23 protein-coding genes are annotated in these 23216 nt (G+C 41.0%); 12 read left to right on the top strand and 11 right to left on the bottom strand.

Features of this window, described 5'->3' with window-relative positions; translation table 11 throughout:
• Positions 1–2: 2 nt before the first annotated feature.
• A complete protein-coding gene (glyA, locus tag A11Q_RS06670) occupies positions 3–1262 on the top strand; it encodes a serine hydroxymethyltransferase (RefSeq protein ID WP_015470032.1) in 1260 nt (419 codons plus the stop codon).
• Positions 1238–1903: a M23 family metallopeptidase gene (locus A11Q_RS13510; RefSeq protein ID WP_015470033.1), complete on the top strand. Its 666-nt coding sequence runs from the start codon at positions 1238–1240 to the stop codon at positions 1901–1903. Before glyA ends, A11Q_RS13510 begins: the two co-directional genes overlap by 25 nt.
• Positions 1904–1921: 18 nt before the next feature.
• Here A11Q_RS13510 and A11Q_RS06680 read toward each other — a convergent pair whose 3' ends face one another.
• Positions 1922–2524, bottom strand: a complete 603-nt coding sequence (locus A11Q_RS06680; RefSeq protein ID WP_015470034.1) for a hypothetical protein — start codon at positions 2522–2524, stop codon at positions 1922–1924.
• 214 nt (positions 2525–2738) lie between these two features.
• Here A11Q_RS06680 and A11Q_RS06685 point away from each other — a divergent pair, with 214 nt between their 5' ends.
• Both A11Q_RS06685 and A11Q_RS06690 read left to right on the top strand, forming a co-directional pair.
• A complete protein-coding gene (locus A11Q_RS06685) occupies positions 2739–3863 on the top strand; it encodes a patatin-like phospholipase family protein (protein WP_015470035.1) in 1125 nt (374 codons plus the stop codon).
• Positions 3864–3873: 10 nt separating this feature from the next.
• Positions 3874–4656: a PilZ domain-containing protein gene (locus A11Q_RS06690; protein WP_015470036.1), complete on the top strand. Its 783-nt coding sequence runs from the start codon at positions 3874–3876 to the stop codon at positions 4654–4656.
• On the opposite strand, the gene A11Q_RS06695 is transcribed toward A11Q_RS06690, so the two are convergent.
• A complete protein-coding gene (locus tag A11Q_RS06695) occupies positions 4619–5374 on the bottom strand; it encodes an MnmC family methyltransferase (RefSeq protein ID WP_015470037.1) in 756 nt (251 codons plus the stop codon). The genes A11Q_RS06690 and A11Q_RS06695 overlap by 38 nt on opposite strands.
• Before the next feature lie 29 nt (positions 5375–5403).
• Between A11Q_RS06695 and mnmL the strand changes: the two genes are divergently transcribed.
• From mnmL to A11Q_RS06710, 3 genes are all read left to right on the top strand, one after another.
• Positions 5404–6405 (top strand): tRNA modification radical SAM protein MnmL/YtqA, encoded by a 1002-nt coding sequence (mnmL, locus tag A11Q_RS06700; RefSeq protein ID WP_015470038.1) that lies wholly within the window; start codon positions 5404–5406, stop codon positions 6403–6405.
• A gap of 438 nt (positions 6406–6843) precedes the next feature.
• Entirely contained in the window at positions 6844–9258 is a 2415-nt protein-coding gene (locus A11Q_RS06705; protein ID WP_015470039.1) for a ribonucleoside-diphosphate reductase subunit alpha, read from the top strand.
• Between the two features lie 29 nt (positions 9259–9287).
• Complete coding sequence (locus A11Q_RS06710) at positions 9288–10286, top strand: ribonucleotide-diphosphate reductase subunit beta (RefSeq protein ID WP_015470040.1); 999 nt, start codon at positions 9288–9290, stop codon at positions 10284–10286.
• Between the two features lie 25 nt (positions 10287–10311).
• On the opposite strand, the gene A11Q_RS06715 is transcribed toward A11Q_RS06710, so the two are convergent.
• From A11Q_RS06715 to A11Q_RS06730, 4 genes are all read right to left on the bottom strand, one after another.
• Entirely contained in the window at positions 10312–11922 is a 1611-nt protein-coding gene (locus A11Q_RS06715) for a hypothetical protein (RefSeq protein ID WP_015470041.1), read from the bottom strand.
• Positions 11923–12010: 88 nt separating this feature from the next.
• Positions 12011–13471 carry an SMC-Scp complex subunit ScpB gene (scpB, locus tag A11Q_RS13515; protein WP_015470042.1) on the bottom strand — a complete coding sequence of 487 codons (1461 nt, stop codon included), beginning with the start codon at positions 13469–13471 and terminating at the stop codon, positions 12011–12013.
• Positions 13472–13481: 10 nt separating this feature from the next.
• A complete protein-coding gene (locus A11Q_RS06725) occupies positions 13482–14525 on the bottom strand; it encodes a segregation and condensation protein A (RefSeq protein ID WP_015470043.1) in 1044 nt (347 codons plus the stop codon).
• 252 nt (positions 14526–14777) lie between these two features.
• Complete coding sequence (locus A11Q_RS06730; protein WP_015470044.1) at positions 14778–15431, bottom strand: site-2 protease family protein; 654 nt, start codon at positions 15429–15431, stop codon at positions 14778–14780.
• A 108-nt stretch (positions 15432–15539) separates the two neighbouring features.
• On the opposite strand from A11Q_RS06730, the gene A11Q_RS06735 reads away from it, so the two are divergent.
• The 4 genes from A11Q_RS06735 to A11Q_RS06750 all read left to right on the top strand — a co-directional run bounded on the left by A11Q_RS06735 (position 15540) and on the right by A11Q_RS06750 (position 18704).
• Positions 15540–15929 (top strand): group III truncated hemoglobin, encoded by a 390-nt coding sequence (locus A11Q_RS06735; RefSeq protein WP_015470045.1) that lies wholly within the window; start codon positions 15540–15542, stop codon positions 15927–15929.
• Between the two features lie 63 nt (positions 15930–15992).
• Complete coding sequence (locus tag A11Q_RS06740; RefSeq protein WP_015470046.1) at positions 15993–17159, top strand: acyl-CoA dehydrogenase; 1167 nt, start codon at positions 15993–15995, stop codon at positions 17157–17159.
• 28 nt (positions 17160–17187) lie between these two features.
• Positions 17188–17943: an SDR family NAD(P)-dependent oxidoreductase gene (locus A11Q_RS06745; RefSeq protein WP_015470047.1), complete on the top strand. Its 756-nt coding sequence runs from the start codon at positions 17188–17190 to the stop codon at positions 17941–17943.
• A complete protein-coding gene (locus A11Q_RS06750; RefSeq protein ID WP_015470048.1) occupies positions 17940–18704 on the top strand; it encodes a pseudouridine synthase in 765 nt (254 codons plus the stop codon). The genes A11Q_RS06745 and A11Q_RS06750 overlap by 4 nt, the downstream gene beginning before the upstream one ends.
• Here the strand turns inward: A11Q_RS06750 and A11Q_RS06755 are convergent.
• Positions 18701–19501, bottom strand: coding sequence for a DUF455 family protein (locus A11Q_RS06755; RefSeq protein ID WP_015470049.1), 801 nt, complete (start codon positions 19499–19501; stop codon positions 18701–18703). The genes A11Q_RS06750 and A11Q_RS06755 overlap by 4 nt on opposite strands.
• Positions 19502–19587: 86 nt before the next feature.
• Here A11Q_RS06755 and A11Q_RS06760 point away from each other — a divergent pair, with 86 nt between their 5' ends.
• Positions 19588–20289, top strand: a complete 702-nt coding sequence (locus tag A11Q_RS06760; protein ID WP_015470050.1) for a YebC/PmpR family DNA-binding transcriptional regulator — start codon at positions 19588–19590, stop codon at positions 20287–20289.
• 86 nt (positions 20290–20375) lie between these two features.
• Here the strand turns inward: A11Q_RS06760 and A11Q_RS06765 are convergent, their stop codons facing one another.
• The 4 genes from A11Q_RS06765 to A11Q_RS06780 are packed head-to-tail and all read right to left on the bottom strand — an operon-like array spanning position 20376 to position 23037.
• Entirely contained in the window at positions 20376–20912 is a 537-nt protein-coding gene (locus A11Q_RS06765; RefSeq protein WP_015470051.1) for a hypothetical protein, read from the bottom strand.
• Positions 20913–20934: 22 nt separating this feature from the next.
• Entirely contained in the window at positions 20935–21363 is a 429-nt protein-coding gene (locus tag A11Q_RS06770) for a SufE family protein (protein ID WP_015470052.1), read from the bottom strand.
• A complete protein-coding gene (locus A11Q_RS06775) occupies positions 21341–22198 on the bottom strand; it encodes a hypothetical protein (RefSeq protein ID WP_015470053.1) in 858 nt (285 codons plus the stop codon). The genes A11Q_RS06770 and A11Q_RS06775 overlap by 23 nt, the downstream gene beginning before the upstream one ends.
• The gene (locus tag A11Q_RS06780) at positions 22189–23037 is read right to left on the bottom strand and encodes a phosphatase domain-containing protein (RefSeq protein ID WP_015470054.1); all 849 of its coding nucleotides are present in this window, start codon (positions 23035–23037) and stop codon (positions 22189–22191) included. Before A11Q_RS06780 ends, A11Q_RS06775 begins: the two co-directional genes overlap by 10 nt.
• Positions 23038–23216 lie beyond the last annotated feature (179 nt).

The following is a 23216-nucleotide window of genomic DNA, read 5'->3' on the forward strand; positions in this document are numbered from 1 at the left end:
GAATGAACATCACGAATCACTCATTGCAGCAAGACTCTGAGATTTTTGACCTTATTCAAAAAGAGACTATCAGACAAAGCGATGGCCTCGAAATGATCGCATCAGAGAACTACACATCAAAAGCCGTTATGCAAGCTCAAGGCTCTGTTTTAACTAACAAGTATGCTGAAGGTTATCCGAACAAACGCTATTATGGTGGATGCCATTATGTTGATGGAATTGAAACCTTAGCTATCGAGCGAGTAAAAAAACTCTTCAATGTGAGTTTCGCTAACGTTCAGCCCCATTCAGGTTCTCAAGCTAACATGGCTGTTTACTTAGCTGCGGTCAAAGCTGGTGAAACTATTTTAGGAATGGATCTATCCCATGGAGGTCACCTGACCCATGGCAGTCCAGTTAACTTCAGTGGATTACTTTTCAAAGCCGCTTCTTATAAGCTGGATGAAGCCACAGGACTTATCAACTACGACACTATTCGCAAAACAGCATTAGAGGTAAAACCTCGCTTAATTATCGCGGGCTACAGTGCCTATCCTCGCTTTTTAGATTTTGCCAAATTTCGTGAAATCGCCAACGAAGTCGGAGCCGATCTATTAGTGGATATGGCTCACTTTGCAGGACTTGTCGCTACGGGCCACCATGAATCACCGGTTCCTTACGCTGACTATATCACCTCGACGACACATAAAACGTTAAGAGGTCCACGCGGTGGACTTATTCTGACAAACTCTGAAGAAAAAGCTAAAGCTATGAACTCGCGTATCTTTCCTGGTATTCAGGGCGGACCGCTAGAACACGTCATTGCCGGCAAAGCCGTCGCTTTTGGTGAAGCTCTTCAACCTGAATTTAAAACCTACATCGAACAAGTCGTACGCAATGCGAAGGCTCTAGCTGAAGAGTTGAAATCTTTGGGATTTGCATTAGTAACAGGTGGAACCGACAACCACTTGATGTTAATTGATTTAAGCCAAAGCTCTGAAAGCTTTGCTACATTAACCGGAAAAGTCGCTGAAGCTGTCTTGGATGAAGCTGGAATTACAGTTAACAAAAACACTGTTCCTAATGAAAAGCGCTCTCCGTTCGTTACTAGCGGTATCAGAATAGGAACTCCCGCTCTTACTACCCGTGGTATGAAAGAGCCTGAAATGAAAAAGATTGCAGCTTGGATCAGCCAAGTACTTAAAAATTCCGACAACACTGAAATCAAAAATAAAGTTAAAGGAGAGGTAAAAGAACTATGTCAAAGTTTTCCTATTTACTAATCCTCGGCGCTTTAGCAAGCACTCTTTCTTTGGTATCTTGCGTACACAGCGCAGATCGTAGCGGCAATAACAAAAGCGCTGTTCGAGAAACAGCTGTTTCTGACGATGAAGAAAGCCAAGTACTTGTTGACCGAGATAACAACTCTATCAAAATTCAAAATAAAAACTCTATCCCCAGTTCACAGCGCTTAAAACCTATGTTTGACTGGCCTGTTTGGGAAGCGCGAATGACTCGCGGTTATTTACCAAGAGGCACTAAAAGACGTCGCCGTCCGCATAGAGGAATTGATTTAGCAGCAACTCGTGGTTCAGCTGTATTAGCTTCACATGACGCCGTTGTTATCTATACAGGCTCTGGATTTAATGGCTACGGCAAAATGGTCATGCTCGAATCTGTGGACCCACGTGATGGTGGGAATTGGGCTACATTGTATGCTCACTTAGATAAAATTCTAGTCTATGAAGGTAAACGTATCAAACAAGGTGAAGTCATTGGTGCCTTGGGGAATACAGGCCGCTCTTCTGGACCACATCTACATTTCGAGATCAGACGTTTAAATGGGCCTATTGACCCACTTCCACTTCTTCCTGCCGGAACTGCTTTAACTAATAATGTTGATAATGGTGCGGCTGCTGAATAGCAGCCGTTTAAAAGAAACCTAGTTTCCAGCGCAATCATTCTGTGGAACAGCCGATGGATATTGACGAGGTATCATATTATCCGCCTCTGTAATGCTGCGATAAAAACTACCCGCATTTGCACTCGACGAAACTGAATAGAACTTACAGTCATCTTTATAAGACAAAGCCACTGACTGAAAAACCATTTGGTTATTTCTTAAAGCCGTTACCATAACAATATACTTATAACAGTTATCTGACGAACAACGGGCCTGCACATTCACCAGCACACCTCGGCTGCTATCCGTGTAATTGCCTTGTGAGTCCAAATAGCCATTTTCGTGCTGGGTTGTTACTGGCAACACTTTTCCATCTGGAGTTTGTAGCTCAACATTAACTGTATGACCCGATGTCGTTTGGTTGGGAACTGATACAGTTAATACAGTGTAGTTAGCATTCAAGCTGGCTGCTTGTGCTTCTGCCTGTGCTGATGTTGAAGCATTTAAGTCATTCTTTTGCGTTTTGACTTCAGCTCTAATTCCACTAGGTTTTTTCGAACAAGAACTCACTGACAACACTACAACTGCGGCTAAAACCAAAACTTTTAAGCTGCTTTGAATATAGTTTCTAGTCGACAACATAGTTTCTCCCTTACTAATAACTCTCTTTAATTCTTTATTGTTCAAATTAGAGGCCAAAAGTTACGATTTCATAAAATTGAATTCATGAGTTATTTCAATAGTGTTCTCAAAATGAGAAAATCAGCTCGATGTCTCACTCTGAGAACCTCGACTAAAACGTCACAGCATCGAAGTTTATTTGACAGAGGAAAGTGCCTCTTCTTAGTATTTCATTATGAGTCACAAAACAGCTTTGATTTTATCCGGTGGAGGTGCTCGTGGGGCCTATCAAGCCGGGGTCCTTAAAGGACTATCCGAAATTTTACCTGAAAAGAAAAAAAGTCCTTTTCAAATCATCTCAGGAGTCAGCGCCGGCGCTATTAACAGCGTTAAACTAGCCAGCGAGCTGGAGTCCTTTTCCAATGCTATCGAAAGAATGACTTTCCTCTGGTCACAGATGACTCCAGATCAGGTTTTTAAAACAGATTTGCTCTCGGTTAATCGTCTTTCTCTGGGGCTTTTCGGCAGTGGCTCTAAAGGCTTCGATGCCCTATTAGATACAGCTCCACTCAACCAGTTGCTGAATGCTCACTGTGATTTTTCAGGCATTAAGCGAAATATCGATTCAGGAAATCTAGAGTCGCTGATCATCACAAGCAACAATTACAACAGTGGTGCGGCCACAAGCTTCATACAAAGCAGCAGCTCTAAACTGACATGGAAAGAAAGCCGTCGAATTGCCCAGTTATCTGAAATCAATTCAGATCATATTATGGCCTCTGCTGCTATTCCGATGCTATTCCCTGCTATCCGCATTGGTTCACAATACTATGGCGATGGATGTGTTCGTAATAATACTCCCTGCTCACCTGCTATCCGTATGGGCGCAGATAAATTATTCGTTGTTGGAGTACGCACCCAACTTCATGCGGAAACTGCAGCTCGTGCAGATAAAAATGTGGCTGACACACACAAACCCAGTATCATCAGCATCTTCAATACTTTACTGAATGCAGTTTTGTTAGATTCAGTTGAACAAGATGTTCAGCGCATTCAAAGAATTAATCAGTTAATCGACCTGACAGGTTACAGTGGAACGCAGAATAAAGGTTTCAAGAAAATTCCGGCTCTTTGTATTTCTCCGTCTCAAGATCTCGGAGAAATCGCACGTCAGCACGCACACAGATTGCCTCGTCTAATTCGTATGACGATCTCGGCGTTTGGATCTTTAGATGAAGCCAGTGAAATTTTAAGTTATTTACTTTTTGACCCGCATTTTTGTCGCAAAGCTATAGAAATGGGCTACAATGATGCTATGGACTCAAAGTCTCAGATAGAGCAATTCTTTTTGGAATCATAAGGACGGCAACATGAGCGACGCTAAATGGTTTATTCAACTACATGGACAGATTCAAGGACCGCTTAACCAAAGCGACTTTGAAAATACCGTAAGTGGACTAAATGACGAAATCGCTCACTCAGCTATGGTCTGGAGAAAAGGCTTTTCTCAATGGGTGAAAGCCAATGAATGGACCATCGAAGATCAGCGCAACTCTTTACTTGGAGCCAAATCTGGAGTTAGTAAACCTGCAGAGCAAGACGGCGATGGCGACCTTTTTGAAAAAACATTTGGGCAAAGCTTTACCGAAGGGGAATTCTACCGTGTTCAACTGAACTATGTAGATCAGCCCCTGATGTCGAAAGAAGAACTCTTAACTTTTATTGCCAAACAGCCAGATGTCTCGGCGATCTCTATTCAAGATCCTAAAAGTAAAGAGTGGAAAGAGGTCTACGTATTTGCTGATATCGTCGAAAAACTCGGTCTTTCTAGACGAAAACAAGCACGTGTTCCCATTCTAGCGCAATTTGCTGGAAAATCGAATAAAAGCGAAGATGTCTCTTATCGTGTGATCACTATCAGCCAAGGTGGAATGGGATTTACCGAGAACTTCGATCTTCAAATTGGTGACGAAGTCGAAGGTCAAATTTCAAGTCCACACTTTTTCCAACCTGTTCAAGTAAAAGCCGAAGTTATTTATGCAGGCCAAGATGGTTATGTTGGTTTGAAATTTTCTCAGCTGACAGACGAAGCTAAGACGGCCATTATCGATTACATCAAGAAGTTTGGTAAAAATTCGGCAAATACGCCTTAAGCTTGCCTCTTAATGCCAATGTGGAGTCGCTCTTTCCTTTAAATCGCGTACGCTTAACAAATTCAAATCCACGAGACACCAGTACTCTCTTAAGAATCCCTGTACAAGCATAGGTTGTAAATACACAGTCCTCTTCGCAATGATTGTCGATAAATTTTTGCAAAAAATCTTCCGTCCACAAATCCTGATTCGTTTTACTACTGAAGGCATCGTAACAAACTATATTCCAGCGCAGTGGTTTAGACGGACTTACAAAATCTCTGAGATCATGCTCGATGGGGTTAAGCTGAAAGTTTTGCTTCAGATGCTGTTTTACCTGAATTTGAGGAGCACTGATGCCAAACTCCTTTAGCGATTGATAAATATCATCGTAAAGAGTGTGTTCTAAAGCGTCTGTCGGAAGCTCTAGCCACGACATGAAGTTTTGACGTAGTGATTCCTCTATTTCAAATGAAACCAAGCTATGCGCCTCTGTATTGGGAATAACTTGGGCCCATGATATTTCTATATACCCAAGTCCAAGACCTACCACGCAGGTTTTAGAGCGCTCTAGTAGCTGACTGGCCTCCTGTATGACGGATTTATAGATATAAAAGGTTTCACTGGCGGCTCCGCCAGAGTGATGCATGCTTTCACCCTGATCTGGCAGCCGCAAAGTAGGACTACCATCATTTGTGGATTCTACTGTAAATCTCATTTGCTCAAATCTATTCTTCATTCTATAAATGACCTCTGAAAAGGAGCCAAATGGAAAAAGGCTGGAGCGGACTCCCCTATCATTCAATTTCAGAGCACTTTAGACGAATTTTTAACGAAAAAGTATATAAAATTCCAGTCAGTGTTGTGGATGATTGCCCTAATAGAATGGGCTTAAAGGGTATGAAAACATGCAGTTTCTGCGATGTCTGGGGTTCTGCTGCTCGTGAAGAGTCTTTCCAGATGAGCCTCGATCAGCAAATTGAAAAATACCACGATTTGATTTCAAAAAAATATAAAGCCAATAAATACCTTGTTTATTTTCAGGCCTATACAAACACGTTTACGAAAATTCCTGCCCTTAGGCACAACTTTGAAACAGCCTTAAAATACCCCTATGTCAGTGGATTTGTTCTTGGTACGCGCCCAGATTGCCTCTCTGAAGCCGTTTTACAACTTTGGCAAGAGTACTGCCAAAAAAGCTTCGTTGCCGTAGAACTCGGAGTGCAGAGCTTTTTCAACCCGCACTTAGAGTTTATGCGCAGAGGACACACGGCTCAGGACTCTTTAAAAGCCATCACTAAAATTTCAGAAAAGACCTCTGTGGATCTTGGGATTCATTTGATTTTTGGCTCTCCGAATGAAACGGATGCCGAAATCATCGAAACTGCACGCATCTGCAACGATTTGCCTATTACCAATGTCAAATTACACAATATGCACGTCTTGAAAAACACAGCTCTTGAAGAGTGGTATAACGAAGGTAACTTTATTCCATTAGAGTTAGATGAGTATCAAAGAAAAGTTCAGTTGTTCTTATCCTATCTTCATCCGCGAATAGCCGTTCACAGACTGGCAGCCTATGCCTCTAGATGGGATGAGCTTGTAGCACCTCAATGGACACGGGATAAAATGGGTCCACACCAAGCCATTGTCGATTTTTTACGACAAGAAAAGACTTACCAAGGTTGCAAACTAGTTGCGCAGAATGATGTAGATCGCATCTTATTTCATCAAATGAGTCTGCGAGTTGAGCGAACAATTAGCACATAACAGATAATGTAAGAAATCGGGTTTTTTGCACCTAGCTATTGAAAAAAAGTGAAATTCTGACTTAAAAAATATCAAAATTTTAGCGTTTTTCCGAGGGAAACGAATTACAGGACTTAGGGCTTAATAATTTCATTTTTCAAAAGACCACATGCTTTATTTTTGGGCTAGGTGAAAATTTTTTTATTTTTTTTCTTTGCAACTTTAGAAAAAAACATACAGTCTTGAATACAAGATATAGCGCCTGATTGGTGATTTCGATACTACAGACACTAGATATAGTGGTGAGGTTAAGAGGTCGCGATAAGACGCACGACCAGGACGGTCAACTTAAATATTTTAAATAAATGATAACTAGACTTTAGACTTTTCGAGGTTTCTGAGGGGGAACCTTGCAGGGAATTTTTGTCTCAAAAGGACAAAACCATTAACGGAGGGGCAATGGACATTCTTAAACGTGATCAAATGACATCAATGGGATTCGGCGCAGACGGAGGAACAACTTCTCCTCATATTATGCGTGTAAAAAAACGCGATGGCACACTAGAGCCAGTCGATGTAACTAAGATCGTAGAACGCGTTAATCGTTGCTGCCAAGGTTTAGTTCAAGTTGATCCTCTTCGCGTGGCGACTAAAGCTATCAGCGGTCTATATGATGGCGCTACTACTAAAGAACTAGATAATCTTTGCATCCAAACAGCATCTTTACTGATTGGCGAAGACCCTGAGTATTCAAGATTAGCGGCTCGTCTATTAGCCACTTATGTTGAAGAAGAAGTTAAGTCTCAAAAAATCGGTTCTTTTGCTGACTCTATCCAATTCGGCTTCAGCAATGGCCTATTATCACAAACGACTTATGACTTTGTTATGCAACACAAAACAGAGTTATGTGCAGCTATCGAACACTACAAAACAGATCGTTTTGAGTATTTCGGCTTAAGAACAATCTATGATCGTTATCTTTTGAAAAACCCAACTTCTCGTCAGGTTTTTGAGACACCACAATACTTCTTTATGCGTGTAGCTTGTGGTCTTTCTACAAACCCAACAGAAGCTATCGAGTTCTATAAATTGATCTCGTCTCACGATTATTTACCATCGACCCCTACCCTTTTTAACTCAGGTACAATGAGACCTCAAATGAGCTCATGTTATTTATTAGACTCTCCTGAAGATGATTTAAGATCTATCTATGACAAATACACTGATGTGGCTTTGTTATCTAAATTCGCTGGCGGTATCGGTCTAGCTTATCACCGCATTCGCTCTCGTGGTTCTTTAATCAAAGGTACAAATGGTCACTCTAATGGGATCGTTCCTTGGTTAAAAACTTTAGATTCATCTGTAGCCGCAGTAAATCAAGGTGGAAAACGTAAAGGTGCCGCTTGTGTTTACTTAGAATCATGGCATGCAGATATCGAAGAGTTCCTAGAACTAAGAGATAACACAGGCGACGAAGCTAAACGTACACATAACATCAATATCGCTAACTGGATTCCAGACTTATTCATGAAGCGCGTTGAAGCTGATGCTCAGTGGTCTTTATTTGATCCGCGCGTAGTTCCTCATTTCACAGACCTTTTCGGAGCTGAATTCGAACAGGCTTATGTAGAAGCTGAAGACAAAAAACTTTATTACAAGCAAGTGCCAGCTCGTGATCTTTATTCACGTATGATGAAAACATTGGCACAAACTGGTAATGGTTGGATGACGTACAAAGACGCTTCTAATATGAAGTCAAATCAGACTGGTCGCCCTGAAAATGTAATCCATCTTTCAAATCTATGCACAGAAATCTTAGAAGTTACTTCTAAAGACGAAACTGCAGTATGTAACTTGGGTTCAGTAAATCTTGGTCGTCACATTGTTAATGGACAATTTGATTTCGAAAAATTAGCAAAAACAGTTAAAACTGCTTTGAAATTTTTAGATCGCGTTGTTGATATCAATTTCTATCCAATTAACTCTGCAGCGTCTTCAAACAATCGCTGGAGACCCGTTGGTCTAGGTTTGATGGGTCTTCAAGATGCTTTCTTCCAACTTAAACTTCCTTTTGACTCTGCTGCTGCACAAAAACTTTCAGCTCAGATTCAAGAAGAGATCTACTTCCACGCTTTAACAGCAAGTGTTGATTTAGCTGAGGAGTTCGGTGCTCACCCCAATTTCTCTGAAACACGTGCAGCACAAGGTGCGTTCCAGTTTGAATTGTGGGGCGTTAAACCAACAGACACGGCTCGCTGGGAAGCTTTACGTGCAAGAATGTTGAAGCATGGTTTAAGAAACTCATTGATGATTGCAATTGCTCCAACAGCAACTATCGCATCAATTGTTGGTTGCTATGAAGCAACTGAACCTCAAGTTTCAAATCTATTCAAAAGAGAAACTCTTTCTGGTGAGTTCTTGCAAATCAATCGCTACTTAGTAAGTGATTTGAAAGCTAAAGGTTTGTGGAACGAAGATGTTAGAAATGAAATTAAAATGAATGAAGGTTCTATTCAAGATGTTGCTATTATCCCGCAAGATCTAAAAGACCTTTATCGTACAGTTTGGGAAGTTCCAATGAAATCATTGATTGATATGGCCGCTGATCGTGGGGCGTTCATCGACCAATCACAATCTTTGAATCTTTTCATGGAATCACCAACTATCGGAAAGCTTTCTTCTATGTACATGTATGCATGGAAAAAAGGTTTAAAAACGACTTATTACTTACGCTCGCGTCCAGCTACATCGATCGCGAAAACTACAGTAAAGAAAACACCAGCAGCAACTGAAGCTCCTAAAAAAGAGTACACAGATGCCGAAGTGATTGCTTGTAGTTTAGAGAATCCAGAAGCTTGCGAAGCGTGCCAATAAATTAAATAAATTTGTTTTCGGAGGGGAAAATGATTTTAGATCCAGGGTTTGACTTAACATTAAGACCAATGAAGTATCCGATTTTTTTCGAAATGTATAAAAACGGAATTAAAAATACATGGACAGTTGATGAAGTTGATTTCTCAACTGACCTTGTAGACTTGAACTCAAAAATGACTGATGCAGAAAAGCACTTGATTCATCGTCTAGTAGCTTTTTTCGCCACAGGTGACTCTATTGTTGCTAACAATTTAGTTCTGAACTTGTACAAACATATTAACTCTCCGGAAGCGCGCCTTTATTTAAGCCGTCAGCTTTACGAAGAAGCGTTACACGTACAATTTTATCTAACTTTATTAGATAGCTACATTCCACACCCAGACGAACGCGCCAAAGCTTTCTCTGCAGTTGAAAACATCCCATCTATTAAGAAAAAAGCAGACTTCTGCTTCAAATGGATGGACTCAATCAACGAGATTAATGAAATCAGAAGCCCTGAAGACAAACGTAAGTTCTTAATGAACTTGATCTGCTTTGCAACTTGTATCGAAGGTATGTTCTTCTTCGCTGCTTTTGCATACGTTTACTTCTTAAGATCTAAAGGTCTTCTTGCTGGTTTAGCATCTGGAACAAACTGGGTTTTCCGTGACGAAAGCATGCATATGGCATTCGCGATGAAAGTTATCGAAACTGTTCGTAAAGAAGACCCAACAATCTTCAATGAACAAATGGAAGATATGATTGTTCAAATGTTAGAAGATGCAATCGATTGCGAAATGACTTTCGCTGAAGATTTACTAACAAATGGTATCGCAGGTCTTTCTTTAAATGATATGCGCCAATACTTAGAGTATATCGCAGATCAACGTCTAGAAAGCTTGAATATTCCAGCTCGTTACAACACGAAAAATCCTTTCGCTTTCATGGAATTACAAGACATGCAAGAGTTAGCGAATTTCTTCGAAAGACGAGTTTCAGCTTACCAAGTTGGAGTTTCTGGAGCTGTTAGCTTCGACGAGAGCTTCTAATACTGAATTTTACTATTCATGAGTTCTACTGAGCGGCAGGTGGTCGGCACGATACGATGTTCGACCACTTTCCGACTTGACCATAACCCACTTCACGTGTGGCTATATAATAAGTTACCCCAGGTGTTAAATTTGTTAAGTTACACCCTTGCGGCGTAATCCCACCACAAAATGCAGTCCCATCAACAAAAGCCGTTCCATTTCCAGCAACACCAGTCCAACCAGCAGATGTAGAATAACCCCACTGAGTCACAACCGTTCCTGTAGAAAAACCCGGATTAAATCTATCAATCATTGTTAAGTAGCATGTTCCAACAGCGGGCCCCGGTGTCGCAGGTGTTGTTGTCGGTGTGGCTGCAGATGTGATACTCGGCTGCGGTAACTCACACGCCGCCGTGTTCGATGTCACCGTCGGTCTATTGGCCGGAGCGTAATAAAAATTATTATCTGTCGCAGACAAAGTATACGTGTATCTCACTCCCGCGATTAAACCCGCCACTACAGATGGATTGTGTGTTGCTAAGGAATTGTCATCCCGCCATTCGTAGACGGAATCTCCAATCGTCGTCACTGTTGTGCTGCGATTACTGAAAAGATTTGTATTTGCAGTCGTCCCTATAGAATCTGTAAAGCTACGATTTAATGTGTACAACACATTTGGATTAAATCTTGTCGGAGACATCTTAACAGTACATGCAAAGTTAGGATTATCTGAGGTAATGCTATCAATACTTGGAACTGTTAACCCGCGATCTACTACTAAACGGCTCCAGCCCGTATCGGCCAAGATCCCATCTAGAGTTCTGAGTTTAAAGCGAACTGTATATTTCTGATTAGGTAGTCCCGCAGTTGGATTCACTAAGATTCGGCCTAGCTTTACTGAAAAACCAAAGCGTCCATTGTGACACTGAGGAAAACTTCTTTCCACTGGAAGTCCCGCATCTTCGGTGATTCCAATTCCTTTCGTCACAGTAAAACAATTGCGCGTATTATTTGTTGCAATAGGCGTCGCCAAAGATGGCACTACCGTTACATAACTGTCAGAAAACTGCGGCGGCACACTGCTATCCGTTGAACGCACAACCACACTTCCTGGCGTTGGCCCTGCGATGAAAGCTCCTGTTGAAGCATTGATTAGTGAAGTTCCCGTCGTATCAGTATCAGCAATAACTGAGTAAGTGTAAGGAGGAGTTCCTGTTCCCGCGATACTTGAAAAGCTGTAAGCTCCACCTGTTTGAATCACAAGCGAGTAAGGATTTAATGTATTGTGTGACAGTTCTAATCCACTTTTTTGCGTACTTGCAGAAGTATCCAAACAGCGATTGCTGACCGCATTTGAAATATAAGGGTCTTGAGTCTCGTCCTCGCCAGCAAAAACTTCCACAAGGATGCGGTTATTTCTGCGATTTAGATCTTTACAACTGCCTGTAATTTCAATTTGATCAGAATGATCTATACTCAATGCCAGTGTGGTATTGTCAGCTTGGATATCTAACTGACCTTCCGTTGTCGTTCCACCCGAGTTATCCGTTGGTAAAACCTGTGACCCTGAAGTCAAAAGAGACGTTCCAACAGGCTGACTACAACCTATTAGAAATACAGATAAAACAGCGAAAAAGAACGGCTTGGTTTTCACAGTTCTTTTATCGGAATAACTTTGATTTTAGTTAAATAGAAGTGTCTCGATTTAAGACACTTCCCCTATAGATTTGCTATGAAGATAGCTAAACTAGACCTTCTTCTGAGGTTTCACCATCTTCTTCACCATAGAATGGGATCTCGTCTTCGATGTGCCCTTCGGTTTCCTCAACGTCTTCGGCAAACTCTAGACCTTCAGTTTCTTCTGAGAACTCCAGAGTTTCCACAACATCAGATCCCTCGTCAGCCCCAGCAGATACTTCCGCCTCGCTAGTGCTTTCAGCACCCTCTTCGGCTTCGGCTAACAGTTCCGTTACATCAGTGGCTTCACTTCCATCTGTCATTTCAGTCGAAGTCGCTTCTGTAGTAGCGCCATTTTCAGCGGCTAAACGAGCTTCCTCGTAACGCTTTAACCAATTGATATCTTTTTTAGGAACTTCTTCGCCTACGGCCATTGCATCGCGAATATCTTGCGCTCTTTCTTCGTCGCGTTTCATTTTTTGTCTTTGTTTTTCTTGCTCAAAGAAATCAGACGATGTTGAAATCGCAGTCAATTGATCTTCAATTTCACCTAGCTCTTCTTCACCTTGAGAATAGCTGACGTCTTTAACTTCTGTCGCCATGCTATCTGTCACCATAGAAAGAGTTGGTTTTTCTTCTGGCTCTTCACCGATACCCTCAGGCAATAACTCATCAATTTGTGATAATGTTGGCAACTCTTTTAAATTACGTAATCCGAAGATTTCTAAAAAGCGACGAGTCGTTCCGTATTGCATTGGTTTACCCGGTAGGTTTTCTGCCTTACCTTCAAAACTCACCAAGCCTTTTTCCATTAAGGCGCGCAAAAGATGCCCTGACTCAACTCCACGGATTTGGTCGACTTCCATTTTTACTACTGGCTGCTTGTAAGCCACAATAGCTAATGTTTCCAAGGCCGGCCCAGAAAGCTTGAACGCACGTGTTTTCACCGTACGCTTAAGGAAATTCATATTATCTACTTTGGTGCGGATTTGATATCCACCTGTAACTTCTTCCAAAGCTACACCACGTCTACCCCCCGCATATTCAACTGCAATGGCATCGATAGCACGTTTGATTTTTTCTTTTTTTACAGTCGTACCTTTAAAAACTTGCTGAATCGAAGCAAAACTCACAGGTCTATCTGAGGCAAATAAAATACTTTCAACAATACTTTCGATTTGCTCATCTTCAACAAATTCAAGATCTTCAATTTGAGCCGCTTCATAGCCATCTAGTTCCGAACCTTCAACATCAACAGCCATATCTTCAGATTCTGCATCTGCTGATAAAGCTGCCTCATCTTCAACTTCTGCTTCAGGTAAAAAGCCTTCAGTTTCAATTTCTTCTGCAAGAAATATAGAGGCTTCTGTTTCCACATCGGCCGCAGTTACAGCTTCAATTTCATTGACGTCTTCTGACTGGGCTTGCATGTCTTCCATGCCAGCTTCTGTCATTTCTAAATTTGTATCTTGCTCAGTGGTCATATCTTGCTCTTCTGTTAAAGATTTTTTGTTTTTCTTTCCCATTATCTACTCCTTAAACCACTGCCTCAGGGTCCTGAGGTGTTTCTTCTGATGATGAATCTAAATCCATTTCCGCGGCTAAAATCTCTTCATCTGTAGCCATTTCTTCTTCTACAAAATCCAAGTTTAAATCTGAGCCCGACTCAAGAGCCAACGCAATTGCATCTTCGCCCATAGCTTCTGTTGAATTCATTTCTTCTTCTACTGCTGTGGCGATCTCTTCCGCCTCTAAAGCTTGTGCTTGAGCTGCGCGATTAAATAGATTGTCGGCCACTTCTTCATTGTTGATTTGCCCATATTCTTCTACGCGTGATAAAACATCGCCTTCGATAGCTTTTTTACCCTGAATGTGGATGTCACCATAAACATCTGTTTGGTATAAAGAGACAAAGCCCAATTTACCTAATTCAAGTAAAGACAAAAAGGTGATAAGCGCCTGTCTAGATTTTTGGACTTGATCCGTAACTTTATCTGACAGCAGCTCAACCATGCGCAAAGACGAGCCCGGTCGTAATACATCTTTAAGTTCTAAGATACGAGACGATATCGATTGTAGTTTAACCGACACCTTATGAACTTTTTTAGTCAAAGTTTTTAAAGCTTTACGATAAGACCCTATCAAAGAAAATAGTGCATTTTCCTCAAGCTCGATTTCGTTATCATCTACTTCGAGTTTTTCACGAATACCACGGGCCCACACATCACGATTTAATAACGTACGATCATAAAGTGACTTTGCTGCCTCTTTAAATTTTTCATATTCCAATAGCTTTTGAACAAGTTCTTTTCTTGGATCTTCTTGTTCGACCACTTCACCATTTTCATCATATTGCGGAAGCAACATACGCGACTTGATTTGAATAAGCGTAGAAGCCATCGCGATAAAGTCCCCAGCCACTTCAAGATCAAACTCTTTCATCAGCTTGATATATTCAAAGTACTGTTTTGTGATTTCTACGATATTGATATTAAAAATATCCATCTCTTCTTTACGAATTAAGTAAAGAAGTAGATCCAAAGGACCTTCAAACTGTTGTAACTGAACGCGAATACTCATTTAGCTCCCTTTTGGCCCTTTTCTGGTTTCAAAACCACAAAAGAAGACCGCTCGGATTACTCTTGATTCCTTTTAGTACCCCGCGTCCGTACGAGCTAAAATGCATCCTGCAAATGACATTGAAGCAAGCCGTTAGTCCTAATTCAACAAAATTCGTACTATTTTTAAGACTCTTTTTTATGCAAAAAGAAAGAGGAATTTCAGAGCAGAAATTCCTCAGAATCCAGATAAAAAGCAGTTAAAAATTTAAAGCTAGGCAGCCCCAGCAAAAGACATTAAAAATCTGAAGGAAGCGAAGACGGGAATTGATAAAATCTTTAGCATTCCTGTAAAGATCAGAACCATTAAAATAATTCCAGACAAATGCTCATTCTGTTCCAGCTTGTAATTCAGCGATGGAGGTAAAAACCTCGCCAATACTTTACCGCCATCCAAAGGATGAATCGGCAGCATATTAAAAATAGCCAAAAATAGATTAATCAGAACAAATGTTTGCGCGATTTCAAATACGTATCGCGAGTAAGATCCTAAAAAACCATATCGTATAGCAAAAAACATGAACACTGTTGCCAAAATAGCCAATAAAACATTCGATGCAGGCCCCGCTATGGCAATCCAAAACATGTCACTTCGAACATTCTTCAAATTACGAGGATTCACTGGGACCGGTTTGGCCCAGCCAAAGAAAATAGGCAGCTTAAAAATAATAGCCGCCATAGGAAGTAGCACTGTTCCCACCATATCTGCGTGGGCCATAGGATTCAATGTTAAGCGACCTAGCTGTTCTGCTGTGTTGTCACCTCTCCATTTAGCCACTAAGCCATGGGCAAACTCGTGAAAACATAAAGCAAATAAAAAAGGCACGTACAAAAGCGCTAATTTTCCGCCGATTTCAACTAAATCCATATAGGCTCCTAGAGTTCAGTGTTGGCCCAGCTTAAACAGAAGACCTAATAGCTGTCGAGAAAAACTCTTCTGTTGCTCGCCTGTCATTCAGGTATTATACCACTTTCCATGAGTGAAACTAAACCCCAAATCCAATCCAGACAGGAAATTATCCATATCGTCGACAGCTTTTATACAAAAGTCCGCGCCGATGAACTGATTGGTCCCATTTTCAATGATGTCGCCAAAGTAGACTGGGATGAGCATCTGCCAAAGCTCTATAACTTCTGGGAAGACCTGATTTTAGGCAGTGACAACTATCGTGGTCGCCCGTTTCCTCCCCATATAAAACTTGATTTAAAGATGGAACATTTTGAAAGATGGTTGGGTTTGTTTACTCAAACTGTCGACGAAAACTATTCAGGCTTAAAAGCCGAAGAAATTAAAGCCCGTGCCCGAAGAATAGCCTATAATTTCTCAATCAATTTAGGCCTCATTTCAACACCTCGTGTTACTTGATCAAAAGGCGCTAAAGGCTTATTTTATTTCGATAAATTGACAAAACTAAACCAAGGAGAATTCATGTCAACTCATGCTCAACACCCAGCCCTAACTATGTGGTCTGAAGACGAAATTGCTTTTCGTGATGCCGTTAGATCTTTTGCTGAAGCAGAAGTAAAACCACACGTTGTCCACATGGATGAACAAGCTGAGATGAAATCTGACATCGTTTCGAAATTATTCGAAATGGGTTTAATGGGTATCGAGTCTCCGGAACAATTTGGCGGCGCCGGCACAAGTTTTACTATGGCCTGCATCGCGATCGAAGAGCTAGGACGTGTTGATGGTTCTGTTTCTGTTCTATGTGATGTTCAAAATACACTTGTTACAAATGCGATCATTAAATACGGAAGTCCTTCTTTAAAAGAAAAATACCTTCCAAAGTTAGCTCGTGAATGGGTTGGAGCTTACTGCCTATCTGAGTCATCATCTGGATCTGACGCTTTCGCCTTAAAATGCCGTGCAGAAAAGAAAGATGGCAAATGGGTTTTAAATGGCAATAAACTTTGGATCACAAATGGTAAAGAAGCGAGCTTCTTTATCGTATTTGCTAATATCGATCCTTCTAAAGGCTACAAAGGCATCACGGCATTTATCGTCGAAAAAGGATTCAAAGGTTTCACTGTTGGTAAAAAAGAAGACAAATTAGGTATTCGCGCCAGCTCGACTTGCGAGTTAATTTTCGAAAACTGTGAAGTGCCAGAAGAAAATATTCTTGGCGAAATTGGCAAAGGGTACAAAATTGCGATTGAAACATTAAACGAAGGTCGTATTGGTATCGGTGCACAAATGATCGGTATCGCTCAAGGTGCTTACGACGCCACTTTATCCTACATCAAATCGCGTGAACAATTTGGAAAAGCAATCGGACAATTCCAAGGGGTTCAATTCCAATTAGCTCAAATGCGTATTGAATTAGAAGCAGCTCGTTTGATGGTTTACAATGCAGCCCGTTTGAAAGATGCAGGACAAGATTTTATCGAGTCAGCAGCAATGGCTAAATACTACTCGTCTAAAGTAGCAGAAAAAATCACTTCAACAGCTATCGATCTATTCGGCGGAAATGGTTTCACTAAAGAGTATCCTGTAGAAAAATTCTGGCGCGATGCTAAAATCGGTCAAATCTACGAAGGAACTTCTAATATGCAATTACAAACAATTGCAAAAATCGAAATGGATAAAGCCTAATCGTTAAAGACCAGAAAGGCCTGTGAACATGACTTACGAAAATCAAACAGTTTTGATCACAGGCGCCAGTTCTGGTATCGGTGCAGCTATCGCCAAACGCTTTGCTGCCGCTGGATACGAATTACTTCTTCTTGGGCGTGACGAACAAAAATTAGAAAAAGTAAAGTCAGAGTGTAACAACTTAAAAACAGAAACTCTGGCTTTCGATCTTGCTGATTTCACAAACCATCAGACGATATTAAAAAACAAACTCTCTGAACTGGCCCCTGTCAGCATTGTGGTGAATTGTGCCGGAGTCTTCCATCAAAGCACTTTTGAAGAAACTACCGATGATATCTGGCTTCATCAATTTCAGGTGAATTTTTTCTCAGCGGTTCAATTGGTGCAGTTCCTATGGCCCACTTTCAAAAAAAACCGCAAAGGCTCTGTCGTCAACATTGCTTCAACATTAGGGATTAAACCCACAGCCCATACAACGGCTTATTCAGCTGCAAAAGCGGCTATGATAAATTGGACTCTATCTTTAGCTCAAGATGGCGGACTCCATAATATTCGTGCTAATTGCATTTGTCCGGGGATTGTCGACACACCTATTCACCAGTTTCACTTTATGGACCCTGAACAGAAAAAAGAGAGCACAAATCAAATTCTGAAAATGCAGCTTCTGCAAGAACTTGGGAAACCTGAGGACGTTGCTGAAGCCGCCTTCTTTTTGGGTTCGGATCTATCACGTTGGACTACGGGCAGCCTATTGAATGTCGACGGCGGGATACATATCAAATGAGTGGAAAAAAAGAAGCTTCTAATTCTACCCTACGTCTTTCGAAACTGATGTCAGAAAGAGGACTTTGTTCGCGACGTGAAGCCGATGAGTATATCGCCAAAGGCCTTGTACGAGTAAATGGCGAAATCGTTAAAGAGCTGGGAACCAAAGTCACTCCTGATGTTCGCATTAGTTTAGAGGCTGAAGCCCTTAAAAAACAAAAAAAGCTAGTGACTATTATAGTGAATAAACCAATTGGATATGTATCCGGACAACCGGAACCTGGTTACGAGCCAGCTATTCGCTTAATCAATGATCGCAATCAATTTGGCCAACAGAAACGCATCCTGCAAAGAGGAGATCTGCAAGGCCTAGCTGTTATTGGTCGTCTAGATATAGACTCCCAAGGACTCCTGTTGTTTTCTCAGGATGGACGACTGGCAAAAAAGATTATCGGAGAGAATTCCGAGATCGAAAAAGAATATATCGTCCGTGTTCACTATTTAGGTCCCGAGGGACGACTTCCTGATTCTAAATTAAAACTACTCAATCACGGTCTTTCCATTGAGGGACAAGCTCTATTGCCGGCTAAAGTTGAATGGATTAACGAAGACCAATTGCGCTTTATCCTCAAAGAGGGAAAAAAACGTCAAATCCGTAAAATGTGCGAACAGGTGGGATTGCAAGTTAAAGGTCTTAAACGAGTGCGCATCGGCAAATTGGCTTTGGGGAAATTACCTGAGGGACGCTGGAGATTTATCGAAGAAGATGAAGAAATTTAGTTATTAGTCTTCTTCCAAATACTGTCTTTGTCTAAAAATGACTCGCGCAACTTTTCTAAATATAGGATTTCGTTATCTGTAAATCCGGATTTTTTACGTAGCTCACGACTGATAGGGCTAATCCTTTTCGGCAAAATACCTCGTAGGCGGTCCATTCTTTTTTCAAAGTCTTCATTAGGATCAATATTTTCTTTCTGACAAAAATTCACATACCAATCCGAACCAAACTGAACATGGCCAATTTCTTCTGTGTTGATGATCTTAACAGCTTTACGAACAGCTACGGCATCAACTCCCGCCAGTCGGCGTAAAAGGGTGTCTCCCGCGTCTAATCCACTTCCCTCAAGGTAGCGGTGCACAATTAAAATCCTATCAATCAAAGAGTCCTCACGACTTACAGAGGTCCAAAGACCACAATTAATGGGCCAGTCTCCCCATTTAAAACCTAAAGCCTCGATTTCTGTAAGGCACATTTCTAGATGCTCAGATTCAGACACCGTAATTTTCCAAAGTTCTTCTTTAAAAGCATCAGGAGCCTCTGGAAACTCGGCAAGGGTACGTAAACCCAACTCCATGGCTTGTAACTCAATGCTGGCCAAATCATGCAGCATACGGGCTTGCCCCTCATCAGTTGAAAAGCCTTTTTTAGGCGGATGAGCTTTAAACTCTAAAACAGCCACATCGCGAGCAGGAAGATCGGGAGCCAGTACGATCTCTTTCGAGTTCAATACCAGATCAGCATTAGATCTAAGCACTTCTATTTTCTGAAAGACGTCCGTTACATTAAAAGCCCACATAAAATCGACATTAACACAATTAACAGGACCTAGACAAATTCCATCTAACTAGTTAATTTTATTAGACTCATAACAAAGGAATACTCATGGGAAAGTCATGGAAAAACGCAGGTAAAACTGAGAATGCTCAGAAAAAGGGACAACTATTCACAAAGCTAGCACGCGAGATCGCTGTTGCCAGCAAGAATGGCGGCCCTGACCCCGACATGAATCCCCGACTACGCCTTGCGATCGATGCCGCTAAAAAAGTTTCTTGTCCTAACGATACAATTGATCGTGCTATTAAAAAAGGAGCCGGCCTTCTAGACGATGGCAAAATCATCGAAGAGTTAACATACGAAGGTTACGGCCCGCACGGAGTTGGTGTTATTGTAGAATGCCAAACCGATAATAAACATCGTACCGCTCCGGAAATGCGCAGTGCTTTTAAAAAGAGCGGCGGAAACTTAGGCGAAACTGGAAGCGTGGCTTGGATGTTTGCGCGTGTTGGAGAAGTCGAAGCCTCTAAAACAGGAACTTTTGATTTGGACGAAGAAGCCATTGAAGCTGGGGCGGATGATGTTCAAAACAATGAAGATGGCACTTATCAATTCTTCTGCTCTTTAGAAAGTTTAGACTCTGTTACAAAAGCACTGGTAGCTAGGGGCTGGCAAATCTCTTCGTCGTCACCTTCTTACAAAGCAACTAACGTTACAGAAATTAACGACGAACAACGTAAAGAAGTTGAAGAATTTTTAAATACTCTAGATGACATGGACGATACACATAAAGTGTACGCGACTATTTAGTTTTTTTAGTTTTTAGTTTAGTTAGTTTTAAACTCATCATTAAAGCGGGAGTCGGCTGACAGAAACAGCCGACTTGAGAAGGGCGATTACTTCTTAGTAGTTGTCTTCTTTTTCTTGGTATTGGCTGGGCGCTTCTTCTTCGGTGCAGCCTTTTTCTTAGGCGGTTCACACTTAGGAATTTCAAGTTTTTCTTTTGTCACCTGTTCGCCCAAAGCGCAGGCCTTGATTGGAATTGTTAACATAAAATAAGACGAATCGGCCTTTTTAACGTACGGATAAAGAATCTCTTTGTATTCATCTATATAAAATCTGAATTCAGAAATATCAGGAAGGCCATTTTCAGAACGAATGGAATCCCACTGTTCCAATTTCCACTGGCAAATTTTTTCGCCTTTATCTTTAAGCAGAGTTACATTGTGGACATCAGCACTGGACTCAATAACCACGCTATGCCTTAAAGTCCCCCATACCTTTTTGTGATCACGCGATAAAAACTTATCCTCATCCATGACCTTACAAACACGTGGAGCTTCTTTAACTTTACGATTTCTAATTCTGGCTTCTGAAACAGCAGAAAAAGAGTAAACAAAAAATATCATCAAAATAGCTGAAAAGTATCTCATCTACCTAAATGATACGTACAATTTATTTAGAAAGTAAATATCGAAATGCCGTTGCGTAATATTTAATTTGCTTAATCATTGAGTACAGGCCGTTAGTTCTACTTGGACTAAGACCAGAGTCAAAACCAATATCTTTTAGAAAATCAGGCTCTGTTTTTAGAATAACGTCTGGTGTTTCTCCTGAATAGACTTTGAGTACAATCGCCACTAATCCCTTAACAATAATAGCGTCGCTGTCCCCTTTGAAAATAATTTTTTTATCTGGAGTCAGATCTGCCTTAATCCAAACCTGCGACTGGCAACCTTTGACTTTCAAATCCTCTGTCTTTAAAGCGTCATCAAGTCCTTCCCAGCGCTTACCATATTCGATAATTTTTTCGTATTTCTGTTCCCAATCAGTTGTCGTAGGAAAGTCTTTTTTTATGAGTTCAATTTTTTCTTCTATTCGCATACTCAACTACTTCTTTTTCTAAACTCAGTCCTTGTGGCCCTAAAATTTCTTTAAATTGATTTCTATCTAGATTCTTCACAATTGCAAAACATTTCTTATAGAAACTGATCTTATCGTCGTAACCAATCCACAAAGATTTATCAATAGCAGGTGATATCTGTTTCTGCTCTGTCTCTTCTGCTTCAAATTCTCTTTTATTTAAAAACTCCAGTTGATCGGAAATATCTCGCGGTGAAAAACCCATTTGCACAAGACATTCTTCAGCTAAAGCCATTTCGACATAACTCAGATAATCACTGAAAACGGCCCAAAACTTTTGCCCATCCTGTCCATAGTCACTACGGCAGTAAAAGCTCGTGCAAACGACTCCTCGAAACATCCAGATATCGCATCGATTTTGACCTCTGTTGTAATAAGGGCAAAGTAAATTTTCATCATTTCCAAATTGATCATCAGATTTCGTTAAAAAGGCATACTGATAATCAAATGGAGCCATCATCCCGATTGGAAATGCAAATTCTCGTTCTGCAATTTTATTTCTAATTTTTTGAATTCCCTGATTCTTTGAAATTCCCTGATGGGCACCAGTGCTTTGCTGCTGAATCTCATCCTGTTCAAGTAGAGCCCCTATAGCATAGTTCGTTAAATAGGGATGAAATGTGCAGCATTTTAATTCTTTTTTATAAGTAAAAGAAAAACGTCTATCCCGCGCGCGCAGACAATTGTCACATGTAGCTTTTGTTTCAGTTACATCGAGCGACATGATCTTAGAAGAGATAAACCCCTTATAGACCGGAGGTAAAATAGTCTGCAGCTTCAGAGGGCTTATCGACATACTCGCGATATTTTCTTTCTTAGTTCAAGTAATTCGTCCACACGTCCCCACTGCCAACGGAAATCTGTACACTTTTTGTACTGTGGAAATGTCATCGGAGTAAAGCCATCCCAACCTATCCATGTTTCCCTTAAAATCTGTGGAAGGATCGTATTTACAAATTTTCTATAAGAGCGATCGCCTATAATCTGCTGACGTTTCAATTCTAAAGCGACCTCAATAGGTGTCACATAGCCAATTTGGTCCGCATGTAACTTCGAACCTCGTTCAAGCATAAGATCCCAAAGCTGAAATGTTCGATCCGACGAATACAATTGATGAATAAAGGTTATAACTCGGGTGTCAGAGGAAAATTCCCGAAAAAAGAGGCGATAGATTTGTGGATCTTTTTCTCCGTTATCACCAAATAAGATAACGACTTCTGGTTCTTGCTCTTTCATCAATTGGCGTAAAGTGCGAATTTTATGATTTTCGTCTTTTAAATCAGCACGTAAAAACATATCGCCATACGGAAATTGATTCATGCTTAAGAATGATCTGTGTGAAACATCCATCAGCGGCATGCCCGCAATTCTTTCAGGAGCATTAGAGACATAAGCCACACGCACATCTAAATGATTTTGCTGTTTAAGCGTATGGAATAACTCAGACATCCCACGAAAAGGAGTCGTGATATTCGCGGCTCGTGTCAGCTTACCTGACCAATTTAAAATATGGGACACCTTGATTGTATCATCGATATCACTCACCAACAGGACTCGCTTCTTTCCTGCCCACGACATAGCAGGTGCTAAAGTTAGAGCTGCCACCAAAGCTATTGATGTGATTTTTGTTTTCATATTCCCCCCATAAAAACCCCGTAAAGACGGCAAACTGTGCGACCAATAACACGATGTATCATTCGAGGCTAGAGCATTCTCTGCCAGCGAGCCACAGACAGCTGTAAAGTTTCTAGACAGCCCTTTATGTCCCAATGCGGGATTTAAATTTCAGCTTAAAATATCTGAATAAATTCAAT

Origin of the sequence: Pseudobdellovibrio exovorus JSS, from assembly GCF_000348725.1 — a bacterium.
Taxonomy (GTDB): Bacteria; Bdellovibrionota; Bdellovibrionia; order Bdellovibrionales; family Bdellovibrionaceae; genus Pseudobdellovibrio; species Pseudobdellovibrio exovorus.

Excerpts from the sequence above, each read along its gene's own strand:
- glyA (WP_015470032.1), top strand. The coding sequence starts at position 3 with ATGAACATCACGAATCACTCATTGCAGCAAGACTCTGAGATTTTTGAC.
- A11Q_RS13510 (WP_015470033.1), top strand. The coding sequence starts at position 1,238 with ATGTCAAAGTTTTCCTATTTACTAATCCTCGGCGCTTTAGCAAGCACT.
- A11Q_RS06680 (WP_015470034.1), bottom strand. The coding sequence starts at position 2,524 with ATGTTGTCGACTAGAAACTATATTCAAAGCAGCTTAAAAGTTTTGGTT.
- A11Q_RS06685 (WP_015470035.1), top strand. The coding sequence starts at position 2,739 with ATGAGTCACAAAACAGCTTTGATTTTATCCGGTGGAGGTGCTCGTGGG.
- A11Q_RS06690 (WP_015470036.1), top strand. The coding sequence starts at position 3,874 with ATGAGCGACGCTAAATGGTTTATTCAACTACATGGACAGATTCAAGGA.
- A11Q_RS06695 (WP_015470037.1), bottom strand. The coding sequence starts at position 5,374 with ATGAAGAATAGATTTGAGCAAATGAGATTTACAGTAGAATCCACAAAT.
- mnmL (WP_015470038.1), top strand. The coding sequence starts at position 5,404 with ATGGAAAAAGGCTGGAGCGGACTCCCCTATCATTCAATTTCAGAGCAC.
- A11Q_RS06705 (WP_015470039.1), top strand. The coding sequence starts at position 6,844 with ATGGACATTCTTAAACGTGATCAAATGACATCAATGGGATTCGGCGCA.
- A11Q_RS06710 (WP_015470040.1), top strand. The coding sequence starts at position 9,288 with ATGATTTTAGATCCAGGGTTTGACTTAACATTAAGACCAATGAAGTAT.
- scpB (WP_015470042.1), bottom strand. The coding sequence starts at position 13,471 with ATGGGAAAGAAAAACAAAAAATCTTTAACAGAAGAGCAAGATATGACC.
- A11Q_RS06725 (WP_015470043.1), bottom strand. The coding sequence starts at position 14,525 with ATGAGTATTCGCGTTCAGTTACAACAGTTTGAAGGTCCTTTGGATCTA.
- A11Q_RS06730 (WP_015470044.1), bottom strand. The coding sequence starts at position 15,431 with ATGGATTTAGTTGAAATCGGCGGAAAATTAGCGCTTTTGTACGTGCCT.
- A11Q_RS06735 (WP_015470045.1), top strand. The coding sequence starts at position 15,540 with ATGAGTGAAACTAAACCCCAAATCCAATCCAGACAGGAAATTATCCAT.
- A11Q_RS06740 (WP_015470046.1), top strand. The coding sequence starts at position 15,993 with ATGTCAACTCATGCTCAACACCCAGCCCTAACTATGTGGTCTGAAGAC.
- A11Q_RS06745 (WP_015470047.1), top strand. The coding sequence starts at position 17,188 with ATGACTTACGAAAATCAAACAGTTTTGATCACAGGCGCCAGTTCTGGT.
- A11Q_RS06750 (WP_015470048.1), top strand. The coding sequence starts at position 17,940 with ATGAGTGGAAAAAAAGAAGCTTCTAATTCTACCCTACGTCTTTCGAAA.
- A11Q_RS06755 (WP_015470049.1), bottom strand. The coding sequence starts at position 19,501 with ATGTGGGCTTTTAATGTAACGGACGTCTTTCAGAAAATAGAAGTGCTT.
- A11Q_RS06760 (WP_015470050.1), top strand. The coding sequence starts at position 19,588 with ATGGGAAAGTCATGGAAAAACGCAGGTAAAACTGAGAATGCTCAGAAA.
- A11Q_RS06765 (WP_015470051.1), bottom strand. The coding sequence starts at position 20,912 with ATGAGATACTTTTCAGCTATTTTGATGATATTTTTTGTTTACTCTTTT.
- A11Q_RS06770 (WP_015470052.1), bottom strand. The coding sequence starts at position 21,363 with ATGCGAATAGAAGAAAAAATTGAACTCATAAAAAAAGACTTTCCTACG.
- A11Q_RS06775 (WP_015470053.1), bottom strand. The coding sequence starts at position 22,198 with ATGTCGATAAGCCCTCTGAAGCTGCAGACTATTTTACCTCCGGTCTAT.
- A11Q_RS06780 (WP_015470054.1), bottom strand. The coding sequence starts at position 23,037 with ATGAAAACAAAAATCACATCAATAGCTTTGGTGGCAGCTCTAACTTTA.